The organism is Streptomyces sp. NPDC001204 (assembly GCF_053598035.1).
In genome coordinates this window covers 205,844-225,706 of the sequence record NZ_JBSFJL010000013.1, presented here as the reverse complement: position 1 = coordinate 225,706, position 19,863 = coordinate 205,844, and the positions used below count along the sequence as shown (strand labels likewise).

General features: G+C 71.5%; 20 protein-coding genes. 2 read left to right on the top strand and 18 right to left on the bottom strand.

Annotated elements, in window-relative coordinates:
• From ACWC91_RS20245 to ACWC91_RS20170, 16 genes are all read right to left on the bottom strand, one after another.
• A partial coding sequence (locus ACWC91_RS20245) for a flavodoxin-dependent (E)-4-hydroxy-3-methylbut-2-enyl-diphosphate synthase (RefSeq protein ID WP_450640018.1) occupies nt 1-284 on the bottom strand: 284 nt, incomplete at its 3' end.
• Nucleotides 285-288: 4 nt separating this feature from the next.
• Nucleotides 289-1,311, bottom strand: coding sequence for an adenosyl-hopene transferase HpnH (gene hpnH / locus ACWC91_RS20240; protein ID WP_141356268.1), 1,023 nt, complete (start codon nt 1,309-1,311; stop codon nt 289-291).
• Between the two features lie 5 nt (nt 1,312-1,316).
• Nucleotides 1,317-1,958, bottom strand: coding sequence for a phosphorylase family protein (locus ACWC91_RS20235; RefSeq protein WP_376504491.1), 642 nt, complete (start codon nt 1,956-1,958; stop codon nt 1,317-1,319).
• A complete protein-coding gene (gene shc / locus ACWC91_RS20230) occupies nt 1,958-3,997 on the bottom strand; it encodes a squalene--hopene cyclase (RefSeq protein ID WP_376504489.1) in 2,040 nt (679 codons plus the stop codon). Before shc ends, ACWC91_RS20235 begins: the two co-directional genes overlap by 1 nt.
• 119 nt (nt 3,998-4,116) lie before the next feature.
• Complete coding sequence (locus tag ACWC91_RS20225) at nt 4,117-5,181, bottom strand: polyprenyl synthetase family protein (RefSeq protein ID WP_225077903.1); 1,065 nt, start codon at nt 5,179-5,181, stop codon at nt 4,117-4,119.
• A 71-nt stretch (nt 5,182-5,252) separates the two neighbouring features.
• Complete coding sequence (hpnE, locus tag ACWC91_RS20220; protein WP_225077726.1) at nt 5,253-6,683, bottom strand: hydroxysqualene dehydroxylase HpnE; 1,431 nt, start codon at nt 6,681-6,683, stop codon at nt 5,253-5,255.
• Nucleotides 6,680-6,814: a DUF6380 family protein gene (locus tag ACWC91_RS20215; RefSeq protein ID WP_450640025.1), complete on the bottom strand. Its 135-nt coding sequence runs from the start codon at nt 6,812-6,814 to the stop codon at nt 6,680-6,682. The genes hpnE and ACWC91_RS20215 overlap by 4 nt, the downstream gene beginning before the upstream one ends.
• A gap of 5 nt (nt 6,815-6,819) precedes the next feature.
• Nucleotides 6,820-7,770, bottom strand: a complete 951-nt coding sequence (gene hpnD, locus ACWC91_RS20210; protein ID WP_225077727.1) for a presqualene diphosphate synthase HpnD — start codon at nt 7,768-7,770, stop codon at nt 6,820-6,822.
• On the bottom strand, nt 7,767-8,663 hold the full coding sequence (gene hpnC / locus ACWC91_RS20205; RefSeq protein WP_450640015.1) for a squalene synthase HpnC: 897 nt from the start codon (nt 8,661-8,663) through the stop codon (nt 7,767-7,769). The genes hpnD and hpnC overlap by 4 nt, the downstream gene beginning before the upstream one ends.
• A 361-nt stretch (nt 8,664-9,024) precedes the next feature.
• Nucleotides 9,025-9,804 carry an ABC transporter ATP-binding protein gene (locus ACWC91_RS20200; RefSeq protein ID WP_225077904.1) on the bottom strand — a complete coding sequence of 260 codons (780 nt, stop codon included), beginning with the start codon at nt 9,802-9,804 and terminating at the stop codon, nt 9,025-9,027.
• Between the two features lie 13 nt (nt 9,805-9,817).
• Complete coding sequence (locus ACWC91_RS20195) at nt 9,818-10,747, bottom strand: ABC transporter permease (RefSeq protein WP_225077728.1); 930 nt, start codon at nt 10,745-10,747, stop codon at nt 9,818-9,820.
• 101 nt (nt 10,748-10,848) lie between these two features.
• The gene (locus ACWC91_RS20190) at nt 10,849-11,703 is read right to left on the bottom strand and encodes a glycosyltransferase family 2 protein (protein WP_225077905.1); all 855 of its coding nucleotides are present in this window, start codon (nt 11,701-11,703) and stop codon (nt 10,849-10,851) included.
• Between the two features lie 53 nt (nt 11,704-11,756).
• The gene (locus ACWC91_RS20185; protein WP_225077729.1) at nt 11,757-12,536 is read right to left on the bottom strand and encodes a CDP-alcohol phosphatidyltransferase family protein; all 780 of its coding nucleotides are present in this window, start codon (nt 12,534-12,536) and stop codon (nt 11,757-11,759) included.
• Nucleotides 12,514-13,575, bottom strand: a complete 1,062-nt coding sequence (locus tag ACWC91_RS20180) for an iron-containing alcohol dehydrogenase family protein (RefSeq protein WP_225077730.1) — start codon at nt 13,573-13,575, stop codon at nt 12,514-12,516. The genes ACWC91_RS20185 and ACWC91_RS20180 overlap by 23 nt, the downstream gene beginning before the upstream one ends.
• A complete protein-coding gene (locus tag ACWC91_RS20175) occupies nt 13,563-14,315 on the bottom strand; it encodes a phosphocholine cytidylyltransferase family protein (protein ID WP_141356289.1) in 753 nt (250 codons plus the stop codon). Before ACWC91_RS20175 ends, ACWC91_RS20180 begins: the two co-directional genes overlap by 13 nt.
• On the bottom strand, nt 14,312-16,129 hold the full coding sequence (locus ACWC91_RS20170; RefSeq protein WP_450640014.1) for a DUF5941 domain-containing protein: 1,818 nt from the start codon (nt 16,127-16,129) through the stop codon (nt 14,312-14,314). Before ACWC91_RS20170 ends, ACWC91_RS20175 begins: the two co-directional genes overlap by 4 nt.
• Before the next feature lie 469 nt (nt 16,130-16,598).
• Here ACWC91_RS20170 and ACWC91_RS20165 point away from each other — a divergent pair, with 469 nt between their 5' ends.
• Together ACWC91_RS20165 and idi are read left to right on the top strand one after the other, a co-directional pair.
• Nucleotides 16,599-17,537 carry a cation diffusion facilitator family transporter gene (locus ACWC91_RS20165; RefSeq protein ID WP_281155069.1) on the top strand — a complete coding sequence of 313 codons (939 nt, stop codon included), beginning with the start codon at nt 16,599-16,601 and terminating at the stop codon, nt 17,535-17,537.
• Between the two features lie 273 nt (nt 17,538-17,810).
• Nucleotides 17,811-18,401: an isopentenyl-diphosphate Delta-isomerase gene (gene idi / locus ACWC91_RS20160; protein WP_281155068.1), complete on the top strand. Its 591-nt coding sequence runs from the start codon at nt 17,811-17,813 to the stop codon at nt 18,399-18,401.
• A gap of 8 nt (nt 18,402-18,409) precedes the next feature.
• Here the strand turns inward: idi and ACWC91_RS20155 are convergent, their stop codons facing one another.
• Together ACWC91_RS20155 and ACWC91_RS20150 are read right to left on the bottom strand one after the other, a co-directional pair.
• On the bottom strand, nt 18,410-18,931 hold the full coding sequence (locus tag ACWC91_RS20155) for an ATP-binding protein (protein ID WP_225077906.1): 522 nt from the start codon (nt 18,929-18,931) through the stop codon (nt 18,410-18,412).
• 236 nt (nt 18,932-19,167) lie between these two features.
• Nucleotides 19,168-19,746, bottom strand: coding sequence for an HdeD family acid-resistance protein (locus ACWC91_RS20150; RefSeq protein WP_225077734.1), 579 nt, complete (start codon nt 19,744-19,746; stop codon nt 19,168-19,170).
• Between the last annotated feature and the right edge of the window lie 117 nt (nt 19,747-19,863).

The window sequence follows — 19,863 nt, the reverse complement described above, 5'->3', positions numbered from 1 at the left end:
GCGATCACCGGGATCTGCGACTTCCGCGCGATCGTCGCCAACACGTCCGCGTCATCCTGCGTCGGACACGCCACCCGCACGATCTGACAACCCGAAGCCGTCAGCTCCGCGATCTGCTGCAAGGTGGCGCCGACATCCGACGTACGCGTCGTCGTCATCGACTGCACCGACACCGGCGCGCCCCCGCCCACCGCCACCGGCCCGACGTGGATCTGCCGCGACGCGCGCCGCTCGGCGATCGGCCGGGCCGGTACCTCCGGGACGCCCAGGGGAATGGCCGTCATGGCGTCAGTCCCGGTTTCCGGAGACCGTCTCGCGCATGGCGCGCAGGGACTCCTTCAGCGATCCCATGGTGGCCAGCACGGCGGTGGGCTCGTAGCCGCAGTGCGCCATGCAGTTGGCGCAGCGCGGGTCCTTGCCCCGGCCGTACTTGTCCCAGTCGGTGTCCTCGATGAGTTCCCGGTACGTCGGCACGTACCCGTCGCTCATCAGGTAGCAGGGGCGCTGCCAGCCGAACAGCGAGTAGTTCGGGATCGCCCACGCGGTGCACGGGAAGTCGACCTTGCCCTCGAGGAAGTCGAGGAACAGCGGCGAGTGGTTGAGCCGCCAGCGGCGCCGGTTGCCGCCCGCGAAGGCCTTCCTGAACAGCTCGCGGGTCTGCTCCACGCCCAGGAAGTGCTCCTGGTCGGGCGCCTTCTCGTAGGCGTAGGCGGGCGAGATCATCATCTCGTCGACCTTGAGGTCGTCGTTGAGGAAGTTGAGCACCTCGACGACGGTCTGCGGGGTGTCGGTGTTGAAGAAGGTGGAGTTGGTGGTCACCCGGAAGCCGCGCCGCTTGGCCTCCTTGATGGCCTCCACCGCCTCGTCGAACACGCCCTCCTTCGCCACCGACTCGTCGTGCCGCTCCCGCAGCCCGTCGATGTGCACCGCGAAGGCGAAGTAGGGGGACGGCTTGAACTTGTCCATCTTCTTGCGCATCAGCAGCGCGTTGGTGCACAGGAAGACGTACTTCCGCTTGGCCACCAGCTGCCGTACGATCTCGTCGATCTGCGGGTGCATCAGGGGCTCGCCGCCCGCGATGGACACCATCGGCGCACCCGACTCCAGTACCGCACCCACCGCCTGGGCGACGGGCATGCGTTGCTTGAGCACTCCGGCCGGGTGCTGGATCTTGCCGCAGCCCTCGCACTTGAGGTTGCAGGCGAAGAGCGGCTCAAGCTCGACGATCAGCGGGAACTTGTCCCGCTTGCGAAGCTTCTGTTCGGCCAAGTATGTGGCGACTTTGACGGACTGGCGCAGCGGCATGGCCATCTGGCTCACCTCCTGGGGAGCAGCACATTACGGTGCCATTCGAAAAAAGTCGGCAGGACGGAACGGAGAACGCGGAAGGCTGATATTCCACCGCGGACCGTACCGATACGGACGAGTTCATGTTCTGGAGCGTCCACGACCACCCGCACGGCCGCAACAGGGCGCACACCCGAGCGCACGGCGCTCAGAAGCGTGGCCGCCGACTCCATGTCGACCGCGATCGCCCCGGTGGCGCGCAGATCGGACCGCTCGGGTCCGCGCACGACGTGGTCGGAGCCGGTCAGCGGCCCGGTGTGCACGGTGCGCCCGGGCAGGGTGCGGGTGAGTTCCTTGACGAGCAGTTCGGTGCCGACGCAGGGAACGGAGCCGCGCGGGTCCCGGGTCTCCTCGGCGACGACGAGGTCACCGGGGTGCATGCCCGGGGCGAGTCCCGCGCAGAAGCCCGTGGCGAGCACCGCGGCCCGGTCCAGCGGCGGGCCGGCGAGGACCCGGGTGACGGAGCGTTCCGCCGCCTTGGGTCCCATGCCCGTCCGCAGGACGGTGACCGGCCCGTCGGCCCCGCCGCGGTCACCGGCGCGCAGGGCGAGACGCTCGATGCCGAGCGCGCAGGCGATCAGCAGCGGAGCCGGTGCGGGCCGTGTGCTCATCAGCTCCCCTTGACCTCGGCGCCGGGCCGCTCGGCGAGGGGATCGACGGTGGGGCGACGGCCGGCGAAGGGCTCGCCGTGCACGTACCGGCCGAGCGCGGTGAGCGGGAAGACCTGCCGGTACAGGTGGTAGTTGATGGAGAAGTCCCACGGGAAGCCGGTGCCGGTGAAGTACGGCTCGTCCCAGGAGCCGTCCTGCCGCTGGGTGGCCGCGAGCCACTCGACGCCGCGCTCGACGGCCTTGGAGTCCTTCTCCCCCGCCGCGAGCAGGGCGAGCAGGGCCCAGGCGGTCTGCGAGGCCGTGGAGGCGCCCTTGCCGCTCCACTCCTTGACGTACCGGTAGGAGCGCAGGTCCTCGCCCCAGCCGCCGTCGTCGTTCTGCACGCTCTCCAGCCAGGTCACCGCGCGGCGGACGGCCGGGTGCGAGCCGGGCAGGCCGGCGGCCGTCAGGGCGGGTACGACGGACCCGGTGCCGTAGATGTAGTTGACGCCCCAGCGGCCGAACCACGAGCCGTCCGGCTCCTGTTCGGCCAGCAGCCACTCGATGCCGCGCCGGGTGCGCGGGTCGTGGGTCATGCCCTCGGCGGCGAGCATCTCCACGACGTGCGCGGTGACGTCCGCCGACGGCGGGTCGATCACCTCGCCGAAGTCGCAGAACGGCAGCCGGTTGGGGAAGGGGCTGGTGTTGTCGACGTCGAAGGCTCCCCAGGCGCCGTTCTTCGACTGCATCCCGAGGTTCCAGCGCACCCCGCGCCCGATGGCGTTGTCCATCCGCTCCGGGTCGTGGTGCCTGACCCGGCGCAGGGCGAGGACGACCTCGGCGGTGTCGTCGATGTCGGGGTAGTTGTCGTTGTGGAACTCGAACGCCCAGCCGCCCGGCGGAAGTCCGGGACGGCGCACCGACCAGTCGCCGGGCCGGACGATCTGCTCGCCCAGCATCCAGTCGGCGGCCTTGACCAACTGGGGGTGGTCGGCGGGCAGTCCGGCGTCGGCGAGCGCGATGGTGGCCAGGCAGGTGTCCCACACCGGCGACTGGCAGGCCTCGATCATGCGGGCGCCGTCCTCGCGCCGCACGGCGTAACGGTCCAGCGATTCGAGGCCGGCCCGCATCACCGGGTGTTCGAGGTCGTAGCCGAGCAGGTACAGGGCGATGACCGAGTACACGGCCGGCGGCTGGATGCCGCCCCAGCAGCCGTCGTTCTCCTGGCGCTCGATGATCCAGCGGGCGGCCGACTTCATGGCCGCCTCGCGCACTCTGCGCACGGCGACGGAACGGTAGCCGCGCACCACCATGTCGAGCCGCTGGAACAGGCCGTCCCAGGTCCTGGCCGGGGCGAGCGCCCGCGGCGGACGGGGACTGCCGGGGTCGGTGTGCAGCTCGTCGAGCGGGAACGGGGCCGGACGCACCGGGCGCTTGGCCGAGACGATGGTCAGGGGGACGATCGTCTGCCGCGCCCAGCACCCGAAGTTGTAGATGTTGAGCGGGAACCACTTGGGGAACCAGATGAGCTCGGGCGGCAGTTCGGGCAGGTCCTCCCACTTCCACCAGCCGAACAGGGCCAGCCAGATCCGGGTGAAGACGCGGGAGGCCGCGATGCCGCCCTGTGCGCGGATCCAGGCGGAGGCCCGGGCCATGTGGGGCTCGTCCGGCGCGTCGCCGGCCAGCCGGAGGGCGACGTAGGCCTCGATGGTGGTGGAGAGTTCGCCCGGGCCGCCGTAGAAGGTGGCCCAGGTGCCGTCCTCGCGCTGCTCGCCGCGGATGAACAGCGCGGCGGCCCGGGTGGTGTCCTCTTCCAGGATGCCCAGGAACTGGCGCAGCAGCAGGTCCTCGGCGTCCATGGTGACGTTCGTCTCGAGGTCGCCCTTCCACCAGCCCTCGGCGTCCTGCTGGGCGAGCAGGAAGTCGGTGGCCCGCCTGACGGCGGCTGCGGCGGCTTCTTGTACCCCGGCCGCCTCGGGGGTGCTGAGTACGGTTTCACTGGCCGCGGCAGCGCGGGACGGCAGTGTCGCCCCGGTGCTTCCGTCGGTCGTCGCTGTCATGGCTTCCCCTTCGTGCAGTCGTGCAAGTCGTGCTGCTGTGGGTCCGCCGTCGGCCGGTGCCTGAAACCTCCTTGCTGCACCGGCCGGCGACTACGCGAGGCTGGTTCGACCGATAGTGATCATCTCTTTCGTACGACGACGAAGTCTGCGAGTGCCGTGAAGGCGGCCCGTACCTGCTCGGGCATGCCGACGGCGTCGAGGGCTTCGATGGCGATGGTGTGCTGACGGCGCGCCTCCTCGGCCGTCCACTCCCGGCCGCCCGCCTCCTCGATGAGGGCGGCGCGGGCCGCGAACTCCTCCTCGGAGAAGTTCGCGAAGTCGCTGCTCTTGGCGTCGGCGGCGAGGATCTCGCCGAGCCGCTCGGAGGCCGGGCCGCCGGCCGCGAGCGCGGCCACGACCGGCAGGGACTTCTTGCGCTGGCGCAGATCGCTCCAGGTCTGCTTGCCGGTGGCGTCCGGGTCGCCCCAGATGCCGAGGAGGTCGTCGACGGCCTGGAAGGCCAGACCGAGGTGGTACCCGTACTTCTCCAGCGCGTCGGCCGTGCGGTCGTCCGCGCCGCCGAGGACCGCGCCGACGGAGGAGGCGCAGGCGAGCAGGGCACCGGTCTTGTTGCCCTCCATCTCCAGGCACTCCGCGACGCTGACCCGGTCGCGGTGCTCGTAGGAGATGTCCTGCGCCTGACCGTCGATCAGCGCGCGGGTGGCGGTGGTCAGCCGGCGGGCGGCCCGGCCGGCCTCGACCGTGCCGAGCTCCAGCAGCACCTCGTTGGCCAGGGCGAACAGCGCGTCGCCGACCAGGATGGCCTGGGCGGGGCCGTGCACCTTCCAGACCGTGTCGCGGTGGCGGCGCTGTTCGTCGCCGTCCATCAGGTCGTCGTGCAGCAGGGAGAAGTTGTGGACGAGCTCCACGGCGACCGCGCCGGGCACACCGGCCTCGGGCGCGGCCCCGGCAACCTCGGCGGAGAGCACTGCCAGGGCGGGGCGCACGGCCTTGCCGCCGTCCCCGCGTGCCGGGTTGCCCTGGGCGTCGATCCAGCCGAAGTGGTAGGCGGCGACGGTGTCCATGGGGGGCGCCAGGCGGTCGACGGCCGCCCGCAGTACCGGCGTGGCCAGGGTCCGGCCGCGCTCCAACAGCGCGGTCACGTCCACCGCGGTCCTCCGAGCGGCCGTCGAGGCCGGGGGCACAGTGGGCACAGTCTCTCCTCTTGTTGCGGTGCCGGAGGTGCGGGGGCCCGCCGCGGGCTGCGTATCGAACGTCATGCCGCCGCCTCCTCGATGGCGAAGAGACGGCTCGGGCGGGGCCGGCCCAGGGCGCTCAGCGCGGCCTCGGCCGCCTTCACACCGCTGCGGACCGCACTCTCCATGGTCGCGGGCCACCCTGTGGCGGTCCACGCTCCGGCCAGGTACAGGCCGGGGGCCTTGGTGCGGGCGCCGGGCCGCAGCCGTCCGACGCCGGGGGCCGGGGCGAACGTCGCCGTGCGCTCCCGGGTCACGAAGAAGTCCTTCACCTCGGCACCGCGCGCGCGGGGCAGCAGCCGCCTCAGTTCGGGCAGATAGCGCTCGCGCAGCACGGCGACCGGCGCGTCGATCTCGTCCTGCGCCACCGACTGGGACACCGCGAGGTACTGACCGTGCTTCAGGCCGGCCGCCTCGGTGCGGTCGAAGACCCACTGCACGGGCGTGCCGATGGCCGCGAAGAACGGCGCGTTCAGCACCGTGCGGTCAAAGACGACGTGGGCGTTGAGGATGGGCGCGGTGCCGATCCTGAGCAGCCGGTCCGGCGCGTCCAGGGCGCCGGCCGGCAGCAGGCCGTGCGCCTCGCGCTGCGGTACGGCGAGGACGACCGCGTCGGCGACCAGGCTCTCGCCGGGAACCTGAACGTTCCAGCTCCCGTTTCCGTTGAGGGAGACGGAGGTGACGCGTGTTCGGACCTCGGTACGCACGCCCGCGGAGTCGAGCGCCCCGCGGGCCAGCCGGTCGTGCAGTTCGCCCAGCGGGACGCGGGCCCAGCCGATGTCGGCCGCGCCCGGGTCGGACAGCAGTCCGGTCTTGAACACCATCGCGGCGAGCCCCAGGGAGGAGTCGCCCGCGACCGCGTTGAGCGTGGCGACCCCGACCAGGTCCCACAGGGCCTCGACGGCACGCGCCGACTGGCCGTGCTCGGTCAGCCAGCTGCCGAAGTCCTGCGCGTCCAGGGCCGGATCGGTGAGGTCGAGTCCCTTGAGCGCGAGCGCGGCGCGGCCCACCCGGACCCGCTCGGCGAGCGAGAGGTGCGGGTAGGTGGCGAGGCTGCGCCCCAGGTGCAGGGGCACGGGCAGCGCGTCGCGCCGCAGTGTGCCGAGCCGCCGGCCCTCGGGTCTCGCGGCGTCGACGACGGGCACCTCCAGCCGGTCCTGCAACGGGGCGAGCGCGGCGCCGCCGATCCGGTCGAGGAACCAGCGGTAGGCGGTGCAGCAGCGCAGGTACACGTGCTGTCCGTTGTCGATGGTGAGGTCGCCGCGCTGGAAGGAGAAGGCGAGCCCGCCCAGGCGTGGTCTGCCCTCCAGCAGCGTCACGCGCATCCCGGCGTCGGCGAGCGCGAGCGCGGCGGTGAGGCCGGCCAGGCCGCCGCCGACCACCACGGCGTGCCGTCCGGCCGGTCCCGAGGCGTCCGTGAGCGGTCCGTCCCGCCGTGTGCCGTCGGTCATCGTGCGCCCTCCCCTGTGCGTCCGCCGCGGTGAGCGGGTGCGTCGCCGGCGACCGTCGCCGTCAGGGACGCCGCCCGGCATCGGAGGGTTGCCCGCCGCTTCCCGCCGGTGACCTCACCGTGCGGTGACATCGCCATCAGGCACGCCTCCTGACGGTCTGCCGGGACACGTACCGGGCGTCGAGGCCGGACAGGCCGCGCACGGCGACGTACGCCTTCTCGTGTCCGGGCAGCGAGACCCGGCCGCGCAGCACGGCCTCCGGCTCGCGCTCGATGCGGTCGAGCAGGCGGCGGTAGATGCCGGCCATGGCGGCGACGCACGCGCCGCTGCGCCGGTCCAGCAGGGGCAGCAGCCGGTAGCCCTCGGCGAACAGGGCGCGGGCCCGCCGCACCTCGAAGTGCACCAGGCCCGCGAAGTCGGAGCCCTCCGGCGGCGTCGGCCCGTGGAACCCGGCCGAGCAGCCGAACTTGGCGAGGTCGTCGGCGGGCAGGTAGGTGCGGCCGCCCTCGGCGTCCTCGCGGACGTCTCTGAGGATGTTGGTCAGCTGCAGCGCGAGCCCGAGCGTGTCGGCGTACTCGGGAGCGCGGTCGGCGCCGCGCGCCCCCGGTTCGGTGCCGAACACGCCGAGGGAGAGCCGTCCGATGGCCCCGGCCACACAACGGCAGTACGCCTTCAGGTCCTCCCAGGTCTCGTACGTCTCGCCGCGGACGTCCATCAGGACGCCGTCGATGAGTTCGTCCAGGCCGCCGAGCGGGATCGGGAAGACCCGGGCGGCGTGGCTCAGGGCGACGGCCACCGGGTCGGTGTCGTCGTCCTCGACCGCTCCGTCGCGGACCCGGCCGAGCAGCGCCCGGGTGTCCTCCAGACGGGTGATCTTCACGTCGTGAGCCAGCGTTCCGTCGCCGATGTCGTCGACACGCCGGGAGAACGCGTACAGCGCCGACATCGCCCGCCGTTTGGCCGTCGGCAGCAGTCTGATGCCGTAGGCGAAGTTGCGGGCCTGCTGTCCGGTGACGGCCTCGCAGTAGCTGTAGGCGGCGAGTACCGGCGCGGACACGTGCTGTTCCGGCTCCACGGCCCGGATCACCCCTCTCCTCGCAGAGTCACGCCCACCTCACGCAGCAACCGGGTCTTGCCGGGCTTGGGCGGGCCGGGAAGTACGTCGTATTCGGCGGCGGCGATCGCGTGGACCGCCGCCCTTCCCCCCGCCACGAACCCCGCGAGCAGCAGCTTCAACCTGCCGTGGACGCTACCCACCAGGGGGGCGCCTTCATTCAGCAGACCGCGGGCGCGTTCCGCTTCGTACGCGACCAGTGCGCGCACCGATGCGCCCGCGGTGGGCGCGGCGAGATCCGACTCCTGCACGTGGAAACGTTTCATGTCGGCGGCGGGAAGATAGATGCGGTCGCGTCCGAGGTCCTCCTTGACGTCCTGGAGGTGCTCGACGATCTGCAGGGCGGTGCAGACGGCGTCGGAACGGCGGATCCGCTCGGGGGTCGAGGTGCCGGTGACGGCGAGGACGAGGCGGCCGACGGGGTTGGCGGACAGTTCGCAGTAGGCGAGGAGGTCGTCGTAGGTCTCGTACCGCGCGACGAGCTGGTCCTGGCGGTTGGCGGCGATCAGGCCGAGGAACGGCTCGGTGGTCAGCGATCTGCGGCGGACGGTGGGCTGGAGCCGGCGCAGCAGGGGGTGGCGCGGGGTGCCGTCGAAGACCCTGCGCAGATCGGCCTCGAAGGCGTCGAGGAGGACCAGTCGGTCCTCGGCCTCGCCGGGCGACACGCCGAGCAGCCGGGCGTCCGCGCCACCGGGGGCCAGGTCGCCGTCGCCGATGTCGTCGACGAGGCGGGCGAAGCCGTAGACGGCCATCAGGTCGACGCGCCAGGCTCTGGGCAGGAAGAACGGCGCCACGGGGAAGTTCTCACCCGCGGCCTTGTCGAGGGTGGCGCGCTCGGGGTCGCGCGCCGTCGGCGTTCTCGTCATCGTCCACTGCCCGGTACGGGGACGGCACCTGCTGCGTTGAGCTGGGGAGTTTCCGTAGCCATTGCCGTCACATCTCCCGTTCTACACTGCCGACCCAAGACACACTATTTCGGACACGCCGCCCGGCCGTCCGCGGGGCGGCGTCGGCGGAGGGTGTCGCGCATTATCTCCCCACTTGCCGCTTTCCGGGACCGGTACAGCTTACGTTGTACAACGCAGCGAGCCGCGCGGGGGGTGTCCCGCACATCACAACAACACACCAATTGGTGTCAAGATTCCTCAGGACGGCGCGAGTTGACACATCCTTTGCGGACGAGGGGCCCCACCGGACGCGTTCCGGCGGGGCCCTGGCGCCTGCGGGCTACTTGCCCGTGAACTTCTCGTACTCCTTGAGCACCTCTTCGGTGCGGCCGTCCATGCGCAGTTCGCCGCGCTCCAGCCACAGCACCCGGTCGCAGGTGTCGCGGATCGACTTGTTGTTGTGGCTGACCAGGAACACCGTGCCGGCCTCCTTGCGCAGCTCCCGGATACGCGCTTCGGACCGCGTCTGGAACTTGCGGTCGCCGGTGGCCAGCGCCTCGTCGATCATGAGGACGTCGTGGTCCTTGGCGGCGGCGATGGAGAAGCGCAGCCGGGCCGCCATGCCGGAGGAGTACGTCCGCATCGGCAGCGTGATGAAGTCGCCCTTCTCGTTGATGCCGGAGAAGTCGACGATCCCCTGGTAGCGCTCCTTGATCTGCTCGCGCGACATGCCCATGGCCAGTCCGCCCAGGATGACGTTGCGCTCGCCCGTGAGGTCGTTCATCAGCGCCGCGTTCACACCGAGCAACGAGGGCTGGCCGTCGGTGTAGACCCGGCCCTTCTCCGCGGGCAGCAGGCCGGCGATGGCGCGCAGCAGCGTGGACTTGCCGGAGCCGTTGGAGCCGATCAGGCCGATCGCCTCGCCGCGGTAGGCGACGAAGGAGACGCCCTTGACGGCGTGCACCTTGCGCACGCCCCGCGCCGCGTCGTCGGAGCCCCGCTTGAGGATGCGGCTGAGCGCGGCGGTGGCGCTGCCCTTGCCGGACTTGGCGCCGTTGACGCGGTAGACGATGTGCAGCTCGTCCGCGATCACGGTGGGCACCCGCCCGGCGTCGCGCATGTGATGGTCCCGGTCAGCCACGGCCGTACCTCTCCTCCGCCTTCCAGAAGTACACGAACCCGCCGGCGAAGAGGACCACGGACCAGCCCAGGGCGACGGCCCAGACGTGCGGCGGGAGGTGCGAGGAGCCGTAGCCGTCGATCAGCGCGAAGCGCATCAGGTCCATGTAGACGGCGGCGGGGTTGAGCTGCATCAGCCGGATGAACCAGTCCGGCTTCCCGGCGAGCATGCCGCTGATGGAGAACATCACGCCCGACGCGTACATCCAGGTCCGCATGACGAACGGCATGAGCTGGGCGAGGTCGGGGGTCTTGGCGCCCAGCCGGGCCATGATCAGCGCCAGTCCGGTGTTGAACAGGAACTGGAGCGCCAGCGTCGGCACGATCAGCAGCCAGGACAGGCCCGGGTAGCTGCCGAAGGCGATGACCACCAGGAAGAGCACGATCATCGAGTACAGCAGCTGCTGGAGCTGCTGGAGCGCGAACGAGATCGGCAGCGAGGCCCGCGGGAAGTGCAGCGCGCGCACCAGCCCCAGGTTGCCGGAGATGGCGCGGACCCCGGTCATGACCGAGGTCTGGGTGAAGGTGAACACGAACACCCCGGTCACCAGGAACGGGATGTACGTCTCGCGGCTCAGCCCCCGGCTGGCCTTGAGGATGACGCCGAAGATGAAGTAGTACACCGCGGCGTTCAGCAGCGGCGTCGCCACCTGCCAGAGCTGGCCGAGCTTGGCCTGGCTGTACTGGGCGGTCAGCTTCGCCTGGGAGAAGGCCAGGATGAAGTGGCGCCGCCCCCACAACTGCCGGATGTACGCCCCGAGCGGGGGCCGGGCGCCGCTGACGGACAGCCCGTACTTGTCGGCGAGCTGGGCCGGGGTAAGACCCTCGTCGGGCGACGGAGCCGCGCCGAGGGCGACGCCGCCGTCATGCGTTGTCTCACTCACTAGTGGAAACTTTCGTCTTCGAGATGCGCTGCCAGTGCGGATGTACGGCCGTGGCTCGAGCACCGGCCGGGTGGCGCCGCGTACTCGGGGGAACGATCTTGTCAGATGACCGGCGGCCGGCCCAGTCGGGTGAGTCGCCACACCGTACGCCACTTCATGGGCCGGCGCGGCCCACAGGGTGTGGCCCAGCCCTCCCGGAAGCCGCCGAACCAGGCCTTCAGGGCCGGACGCGACGGGCGGCGGGCGAGGGTGAGCAGCAGCCACACCCCGAGGTAGACCGGGACGAGGAGCACCGGGAGGTTGCGGCGGGCCAGCCAGACCCGGTTGCGGGCGACCATGCGGTGGTAGACCGCGTGCCGCGACGGCGCGGTCGTCGGGTGGTACAGCACCATGTCGGACCGGTAGTCGATCATCCAGCCCGCGTCGAGGGCCCGCCACGCCAGGTCGGTTTCCTCGTGCGCGTAGAAGAATTCGTCCGGCAGGCCGCCGACTTCCGCGAAGACCTTGGTGCGGACGGCGTTCGCGCCGCCCAGGAAGGTGGTGACCCGGGAGGAGCGCATCGGGTCGGCGGCGCGCAGCCGCGGCACGTGGCGGCGCTGGGTGACGCCGGTGTCGGGGTCGGCGATGCGGAAGCTGACGATGCCGAGCCGGTCGTCGTCGGCGAAGGCCCGGCGGCACAGCTCGGCGGTGTCGGTCCGGGCGAGCAGGCCGTCGTCGTCGAGGAAGAGCAGGATGTCGACGTCGCCGCCGGCCGGGCCGAAGGCCTCGATGCCGACGTTGCGGCCGCCGGGGATGCCGAGGTTCTCCGGCAGCTCGACGGTCCGGACAACCGACGAGAACTCTGCGACGTCCGGGACGGGCGAGCCGTTGCCGACGACCACCACCTCGACCCGGTCGCCGTCCTGCTTGGCGACCGAGTCGAGCAGGGCCCGCAGTTCCTCGGGCCGGTTGCCCATGGTGATGACGACGGCGCCGACCTTGAGCGGAGTGTTCGCAGAGGTCACGCCGCTCACCTCAGCCTGCTGGAGACGAGGATGGACACCAGGTGCAGCAGGGTCTGGAGCAGCGCGATGCCGGCGAGCACGGCCGTGCCGAGCCGGGTGAAGAACAGGTCGCCCCTGATCGTGTCGGCGATCGCGAGGACCAGGATCAGCAGGGACGCCTCGATCCCGAGGATCAGCCGGTGGAACTTGAGCGCCGCGGCGGCCCTGCGGGCCAGCGCCATGCCCGACGAACGCGGTTCGGCCGCGCTCTCCTGGACCGGCGGCAGCCCGCCCTGGTGGCGGGCCACGCCGACGAGGTCGGTCTCGGCCTTGATCAGGATCGCGCCGAGAGCGGCCAGGGTCCCGAGGAAGGCCCACAGCCAGTCGATGCGCCCGGGACCCCACAGGTCGGCGGCGCGCAGCCCGAGCCCGACCAGGACGGCGGCGTCGGTGAGATAGGCCCCGACCCGGTCCAGGTAGACCCCGCCCAGCGAGAACTGCTGCTTCCAGCGGGCGATCTCGCCGTCGACGCAGTCCAGCAGCAGGTACAGCTGGACCATCAGCACACCGAGCACGGCGCCCGCGATCCCCGGCACCAGCAGGGCCGGGGCCGCGAGGACGCCGCAGACGGTCATCAGGTACGTGAGCTGGTTGGGCGTGACCCTGGTGCCCACCAGGTAGCGGTCCACCCGCAGGGACACCTCGCGCATGTAGAGGCGTCCCGCCCAGTGCTCTCCGCTGCGCCGGTCCTTCACCCCTGCCGGATGGACGACCGGTCTCAGTTCAGCTACCGATGGCCTTGACATAGTCGGCGTAGATGTCCTTGATCTGGTCGGTCTTGAGGTCGAGGTGTTCGAGGATCGTGTAGCGGCCGGGCCGGGTCTCCGGGGCGAACTCGACGACCCGGACGAACTCGTCCACCGTGAAGCCGATGTCCTTGGGCAGTACCGGCAGCCCGTGCCGGCGCAGCACCTCGGCCATGCCGGCCGACTCCTCGTGGGCTCCGCGCAGGTACATCGCGAAGGCCGCGCCGAGCCCGCACTGCTCACCGTGGCTCGCGGACCGCTTCGGGAACAGCAGGTCGAAGCCGTGGTTGATCTCGTGGCAGGCGCCGGAGGCGGGCCGTGAGTCGCCCGAGATCGACATGGCGATCCCGGTGAGGACCAGGGCCTCGGCGAGTACCTGGAGGAAGTCGTTGTCACCGATGTCGCCCGGGTGCCGCAGCACCGCCTCGCCCGCCTGGCGGGCCATGGCCGCGGCCAGGCCGTCGATCTTCTCGCCGGTGACGCGGTGGGACAGCTCCCAGTCCGCGATGGCGGAGATGTTGGAGACGGCGTCGCCGATGCCGGAGCGCACGAAACGCGGCGGGGCGTCGCGGATCACGTCCAGGTCGATGAGGACGGCGATCGGGTTCGGCACACCGTACGAGCCGCGGCCCGCGTCGTTGTCGAGGGTGGCGACCGGGGAGCACAGACCGTCGTGCGAGAGGTTCGTGGGCACGGCGACCAGGGGCAGGCCGACGCGCGCCGCGGCGAACTTGGCGCAGTCGATGATCTTGCCGCCGCCCAGGCCCACCACCGCGTCGTAGCGGCCTGCCTTCATCTCGCCGGCCAGCCGGATGGCGTCGTCGAGGGTTCCGCCGCCGACCTCGTACCAGGTGGCGCCGGGCAGCGAGGGGGCGATGCGCTCGCGCAGCCGGGCACCGGAGCCGTTGCTGACGGCGACGGCGAGCCTGCCGGAGTGCGAGACGCGCTCGTCGGCGAGCACACTCGCCAGGTCGTCGAGGGCACCGCGGCGGATCTCCACCACCACCGGCGACGGGATGAGCCGGCTCAGTACAGGCACGCGATCCCCCGGCCCTTGGCGAGGTCGTCGTGGTTGTCGATCTCGACCCACTTGACGTCGCCGATCGGCGCCACGTCGATCGTGAAGCCGCGGTTGACGAGCTCCTGGTAGCCGTCCTCGTAGTACAGCTGCGGGTCCCGCTCGAAGGTGACCTTCAGCGCGTCGGCCAGCTCGGGGGCGGCGTCGCCCTCGATGAGGGTCACGCCGATGTACTCGCCGGTCGCCTCGGCCGGGTCCATCAGCTTGGTGATCCTCCGGACGCCCTTGTCGGGGTCGACGACGACCTTCATCTCCTCGTCGGCCAGCGACTTCACCGTGTCCAGGGCGAGGATGATCTTCTTGCCGTCACCGCGGGCGGCGAGCAGGGTCTTCTCGACGGAGACCGGGTGCACGGTGTCGCCGTTGGCGAGGATCACGCCGTCCTTGAGGGCGTCACGACCGCACCACAGGGAGTAGGCGTTGTTCCACTCCTCGGCCTTGTCGTTGTCGATCAGGGTGAGCTTCAGGCCGTACTTCCGCTCCAGGGCCGCCTTGCGCTCGTACACGGCCTCCTTGCGGTAGCCGACGATGATCGCGGCCTCCGTCAGGCCGACCTCGGCGAAGTTGCCGAGGGTGAGGTCCAGGACCGTGGGGCCGTCCTCCGCGCCGTCGGGCCCCACCGGCACCAGCGCCTTGGGCAGGGTGTCGGTGTAGGGGCGCAGGCGCCGTCCGGCGCCGGCCGCCAGCACGAGGCCGATCATGCGGGTTCTCCTTCGTCGTGTACTGCGGGCGCGCCCCTCAGATGAGAGGCCACCCAGAAACGGATGCTCTCGGTGAGCACCAGCAGGGCGACGGCCACGGCGAGGACCGTGAGCGCGACCTGGAATTGCGAGGCGGTGAGCACCGCGGCCAGCACGGTGACGAGCAGCGTGCGCCCCTCCTGCCCTCCGAGGGCGCGCACCAGCCAGACCGGCGGCGCTCCGGCGTTGCCGCGGATGCGGTACACCGTGTCGTAGTGATGGTAGGCGACGGCCGCCACCAGGCCGAAAGCCGCAGGAAGGGCTCCGTTCACCTCCGCTCTGGCCGCCAGCACCAGCACGGTGCCGTATTCGGCGGCGCGGAACAGCGGGGGGACGAGCCAGTCGAGGGGGCCCTTGAGGGGCTGGGAGAGGGCCAGGCCCGAGAAGACGGCGTAGAAGATGGCGCCCACGACAGGCAGCCAGCTGTCGCCGGAGTACAGGGCCCCGGCGAGGAACGCCGCACCGGCCAGGGCGCGCAGCAGCGGGAAGTCGAGGTACCAGCGCGCGTTGGGATCGCGCAGCCTGGCGACGAGGGCCGCGATCGGTCCGTTGTCCGCGAGGTCCGCCAGCGCCCGCGCCGCCCGGTCGGTGCGCCGCGCCTTGCGCGTCACGGACCGCAGCACACGGCCCGCCGTGGTGTACGTCGCCGCGAGGGCGCAGCCGGCGAGCAGGACGCAGAACGTGATCCTGGGGGTCGTGACCGCCGTCAGGACCGCGATCATCGCCCAGCGCTCGCCGATGGGCAGAACGATCATCCGGCGTGCCCAGACCGTCCAGCCGACGCTGTCCAGCTTGTCGGAGAGCGCGGCGGTGGGGCTGGTGTTGGCGGTGGCGGCCGTGTCTCCGGCGTTCGCCTCGTTGAAGGAGAAGTCGACCACGTGCCGGCAGGTCTGGAGGATCATCGCGCCCAGGGCCAGGGCCCAGACGTCGTCGCCGCCGCGGGCGGCGCCCAGCGCGAGGCCGGCGTAGTAGGCGTACTCCTTCGCCCGGTCGAAGGTGGCGTCCAGCCAGGCGCCGAGGGTGGAGTACTGGAGCGAGTAGCGGGCCAGCTGGCCGTCGGCGCAGTCCAGCACGAACGAGGCGATGAGCAGCACGCCTGCGGCGACGAAACCGCCGCGGGTGCCGGTGGCGGCGCAGCTCGCGGCTATGAGCGCGGTGAGCAGGGAGGCCGTGGTGACCTGGTTGGGGGTCAGGCCGCGGCGGGCGCACCAGCGGGCGACGTAGCGCGAGTACGGGCTGATGAGGAAGGTGGTGAAGAAGCCGTCGCGGGCCTTGACGGCCGACTTCAGGCGGACGGCCTCGTCGTCGACGGCGGCCACGGCCTGCCGTGCCTCGTTGCGGGTCTGGGGGTCCTCGGGCACGGCGGCGACGAGAGTGCCGAGCACGGGGCGGTGCACCTCGGAGCCGTCGGCGTCCAGGGCTTCGGAGATCCGGTCGGCGAGGCCGGCGACGGCGACCGCGGTGTCGCCGCCGGCGGAGTTCTCGCGGGCCATCGCGCGGATCAGCGCCTGGCGGCCGGCCGGGCGGGCGGTCACCGCGCCGGGGACGGCGCCGAGCGGGAAGCGGGGGTCGGTCAGGCCCAGACGCAGCGCGTGCAGATGGCCGACGAACCGGGCGTCGACGATGGCGACCCGCTGGTCACCGGGCACCTGGGCGAGCAGCGTCTCGGCGTCGGTGCCGTCGGAGGCGACCCGCACGTCGAATCCGAGGGACCGCAGATCGCCCTCGATCGACGATCCGGGGACCGGCTGACCGGTCAGGATGGCGGTCGACAACGAACTCACTCCCTGGGGGCCGGCGCGCCCGCGCCGGTCATGTGCGTATAGGGGCACCGCCTGCCTGTGGCACCCGGGCGGCATGTCGGCAGAGGCTATCGGATGGCCGGAAGCCCGCGTTCACCGCCCGTTCACCGGTCCGATCGACGGGGTCTGCCGCAGCCTTCGCCGCGATCATCATGGGTGATCCGGCCGCCGGGCCACAAACTCCGCACCAGATCGGGCATTCCTCACATCCGGCCCCGGCGCGGGCTCGACGGCCACGGCATGACCGATCACCGAACGGCCTCCACCGGCGTACGGGGCCGGCTGCCGCACCACGGCGCCCGAGCCGTCCACACACCCTGACCTGCGGTTCGTTTGCGCAGGTCAGAGCACATGACAACGGTGTTCAGTGCCGCGTTGCCCCATACCCCCCACCCGTAGTTCACTGTGATCCGGGACGCAATACGGAAAGGGCGGTCATCCCATGGGGGCCGGTCACGACCACGGGCACGCGCACGGCGTAGGAGCAGGCGGCACGGCGGGCGCCGCGCACCGCGGCACGCTGCGCATCGCGCTGTCGATCACACTCACCGTGATGGTGGTGGAGATCGTCGGCGGCCTGCTCGCGGACTCGCTGGCGCTGGTCGCGGACGCCGCCCACATGGCCACCGACGCCCTCGGCCTCGGTATGGCGCTGCTGGCCATCCACTTCGCCAACCGCCCGCCGAGCCGGAACCGCACCTTCGGCTTCGCCCGCGCGGAGATCCTCGCCGCGCTCGCCAACTGCCTGCTGCTGCTCGGCGTGGGCAGCTATGTGCTCTACGAGGCGATCCAGCGGTTCCTCACCCCGGCTCCCACCCATGGCGGGCTGATGATCGTGTTCGGCGGGATCGGCCTGGTGGCGAACTCGATCTCCCTCATGCTGCTGATGCGCGGCCAGAAGGAGAGCCTGAACGTGCGCGGTGCCTTCCTGGAGGTGGCCGCGGACGCGCTCGGCTCGGTGGCCGTCATGCTCTCGGCGACGGTGATCCTGCTCACCGGCTGGCAGGCCGCCGACCCCGTCGCCTCCCTCCTCATCGGCCTGCTGATCGTGCCGCGCACCTTCCGGCTGCTGCGCGAGACGCTCGACGTACTGCTGGAGGCGGCGCCGAAGGACGTCGACATGCAAGAGGTGCGGGAGCACATCCTGGCACTGGACGGCGTGGAGGACGTGCACGACCTGCACGCCTGGACGATCACCTCGGGTCTGCCGGTGCTCTCCGCGCACGTGGTCGTCCGGTCCGACGCCCTCAGCGCCACCGGTCACGAGAAGCTGCTGCACGAGCTTCAGGGCTGCCTCGGGGACCACTTCGACGTGGAGCACTGCACCTTCCAGCTGGAGCCGAGCGGGCACGCGGAGCACGAGGCCCGGCTGTGCCACTGAGGAGGCACTCCCCGCGCTCCTGACCCCAGAGGGCGCCCGGCGCGCACGGCGCCCGGGCCGGTACAGGGAGGCGCGGTGTGCGCCCGCGTCCGCTCCGCGGGGGCGGCCGGACGGTTCCGGGCCTGCCCGCCCGGGCACGATCACCTACGGTGCCCGGCCCGTGACAGCCGCGGCCCACGGCGCCGCGCGGGACATGCGGAGTGCCGGGAAGTGCCGGGAGTGCCGGTTTCGTACGGCAGACTTGGGACTCGAGGACCGAAGTGAAGGATGGGTATGCCGACCACACCTGCCACCGCGAAGCACAGCTCGTCGAACGGCGCCGCGGACGCGATCTTGCTGGAACTGGTCGACGAGGACGGCGTGACGATCGGCACCGCGGAGAAGCTCTCCGCCCACCAGCCACCGGGACGCCTGCACCGCGCCTTCTCCGTGTTCCTGTTCGACAACCGCGGCCGGCTGCTGCTCCAGCAGCGGGCGCTGGGCAAGTACCACTCCCCCGGCGTGTGGTCCAACAGCTGCTGCGGCCACCCCTACCCCGGTGAGGCGCCCATGGCGGCGGCGGCCCGGCGTACGTACGAGGAGCTGGGGATCTCCCCGTCGCTGCTCGCCGAGGCCGGCACGGTCCGCTACCACCACCCGGACCCGGACTCGGGCCTGGTGGAGCAGGAGTACAACCACCTCTTCGTCGGCCTGGTGCAGTCCCCGCTGCGGCCGGACCCGGAGGAGGTCGGCGCCACGGCGTTCGTGACGCCCGCCGAGCTGTCGGAGCGGCACGCGCGGGACACCTTCTCCGTCTGGTTCCCGACCGTGCTGGACTCGGCCCGTCCCGCGATCAGGGAGCTGACGGGGCCCGCCGGCTGGTAAAGCGGGCCTCAGGAGTGCTGTTCCAGCTGGTGCGCGGGTTTGAGCGGCAGGGCGGCCCAGATCACCTTGCCGCCGCTCGCGGTGTGCTCGACGTCGCAGACCCCGCCGGCCTCCCGCGCGATCTCACGGACCAGGAGCAGCCCGCGCCCGCCGGTCCGCCCGTGGTCGGTCTCCAGGGCGGTCGGGCGGTAGGGGTGGTTGTCCTCCACGGACACCCGCACCCACTCGGCGCCGACCGCGACCTCCACGGCGAGCATCGGCGACAGCAGCGCCGCGTGCCGTACGGCGTTCGTGACCAGCTCGGACACGATCAGCAGCAGCCCGTGGACCAGGTCGTCGGAGACCGGGACGCCCTGGCGCAGCAGCAGGTCCCGGACCGCGTGCCGGGCCTGCGGGACCGAGGCGTCGACGGCGGGCGCGGTGAACCGCCAGACCCCCTCGTACGGCAGCGGATCCGGGGGTACGTCGTGGAGGGGTGCCCCCGCGCCGCCCTCCGGGCGTGAGCCGTGCCCGCGCCCGTGGTTGTCCATCGTCCGGTCGCCACCCTCGCGCTCGATTGTCACCACACGTCGAGTGTTGGTAACGCACCGCTCTCAGCCCAAGGACTGAACACAAGTCAGCGTGTTTCAAGCGCCTTGTGACCGTTGGCGTACGAATCCGTCACGCCAGGGATCGGTCCTGTCCCGTCCCCGCCGACATCGCGAACTTTTCGGGTTGTACGGTCCACGTGCCCCCCGCGCACGGACCGCCAGGACGGCTGGGACGGCTAGGCCGTCCGGTCGGAGACCATGCCGACGACGCGGCGGCCGCCGAAGCCGGTCGCGATCAGGCCGAGGCCGTCGAAGAGGAGGGCGAGGGAGAAGAACGCGCCGATGACGTACTGGCTGCTGCTCGGCCAGGAGGCCAGCACCATGATGCCCAGCAGCAGGTAGAAGGCGCCCAGCAGCAGCGTCCAGCCGAACTGGGGGCCGCGCACCACGACGCTGCCGACCACCCGGAACAGGCCGCCGGTCAGGAACAGCAGGGCCGCGAACATGGTGAGCGCGGCGGCGGTCGCGTGCGGATGGCCGATGACCACCACGCCCGCCGCGATGTTCAGGGCGGCCACGACGGCACCGAGCCAGAAGAAGTTCGAGCCGCGCGCCTGGACCGCGTGCAGCAGCCCGACCAGCCCGCCGATCAGCAGCAGCCAGCCGAACAGCAGCATGGAAGTCAGCGTCACGGCGGCCGTGTAGACGAGCCCTACGAGTCCGGCGACCACCAGAAGCACCCCGAGTCCGGCGAGCCAGCCGAAACCGCGGCGCATCCTCGCCGTCTCGCTGCGGGGCTTGGTGAACCTGGCCATCGGCGCCTCCTCAAAGCCGCACGATCCCCCCGGTCTCCACCCTTTGTTCCGTTTGCTGCCGTGTCGTAACTGTCCCCCACCCCTTCTTGATCAAACGCTCGGCCGGACGGATAGCAT

Bases quoted from the DNA above. Each gene is read 5' to 3' on its own strand.
- hpnE (WP_225077726.1), bottom strand. From the start codon at position 6,683: ATGACCGACGGCACACGGCGGGACGGACCGCTCACGGACGCCTCGGGA.
- ACWC91_RS20185 (WP_225077729.1), bottom strand. From the start codon at position 12,536: ATGTCAAGGCCATCGGTAGCTGAACTGAGACCGGTCGTCCATCCGGCA.
- hpnH (WP_141356268.1), bottom strand. From the start codon at position 1,311: ATGGCCATGCCGCTGCGCCAGTCCGTCAAAGTCGCCACATACTTGGCC.
- ACWC91_RS20175 (WP_141356289.1), bottom strand. From the start codon at position 14,315: ATGATCGGCCTCGTGCTGGCGGCCGGCGCCGGACGGCGCCTGCGCCCC.
- ACWC91_RS20150 (WP_225077734.1), bottom strand. From the start codon at position 19,746: ATGGCCAGGTTCACCAAGCCCCGCAGCGAGACGGCGAGGATGCGCCGC.
- idi (WP_281155068.1), top strand. From the start codon at position 17,811: ATGCCGACCACACCTGCCACCGCGAAGCACAGCTCGTCGAACGGCGCC.
- ACWC91_RS20155 (WP_225077906.1), bottom strand. From the start codon at position 18,931: ATGGACAACCACGGGCGCGGGCACGGCTCACGCCCGGAGGGCGGCGCG.
- shc (WP_376504489.1), bottom strand. From the start codon at position 3,997: ATGACAGCGACGACCGACGGAAGCACCGGGGCGACACTGCCGTCCCGC.
- hpnC (WP_450640015.1), bottom strand. From the start codon at position 8,663: ATGACGAGAACGCCGACGGCGCGCGACCCCGAGCGCGCCACCCTCGAC.
- ACWC91_RS20215 (WP_450640025.1), bottom strand. From the start codon at position 6,814: ATGTCACCGCACGGTGAGGTCACCGGCGGGAAGCGGCGGGCAACCCTC.
- ACWC91_RS20235 (WP_376504491.1), bottom strand. From the start codon at position 1,958: ATGAGCACACGGCCCGCACCGGCTCCGCTGCTGATCGCCTGCGCGCTC.
- ACWC91_RS20200 (WP_225077904.1), bottom strand. From the start codon at position 9,804: ATGCGCGACGCCGGGCGGGTGCCCACCGTGATCGCGGACGAGCTGCAC.
- ACWC91_RS20190 (WP_225077905.1), bottom strand. From the start codon at position 11,703: ATGGGCAACCGGCCCGAGGAACTGCGGGCCCTGCTCGACTCGGTCGCC.
- ACWC91_RS20165 (WP_281155069.1), top strand. From the start codon at position 16,599: ATGGGGGCCGGTCACGACCACGGGCACGCGCACGGCGTAGGAGCAGGC.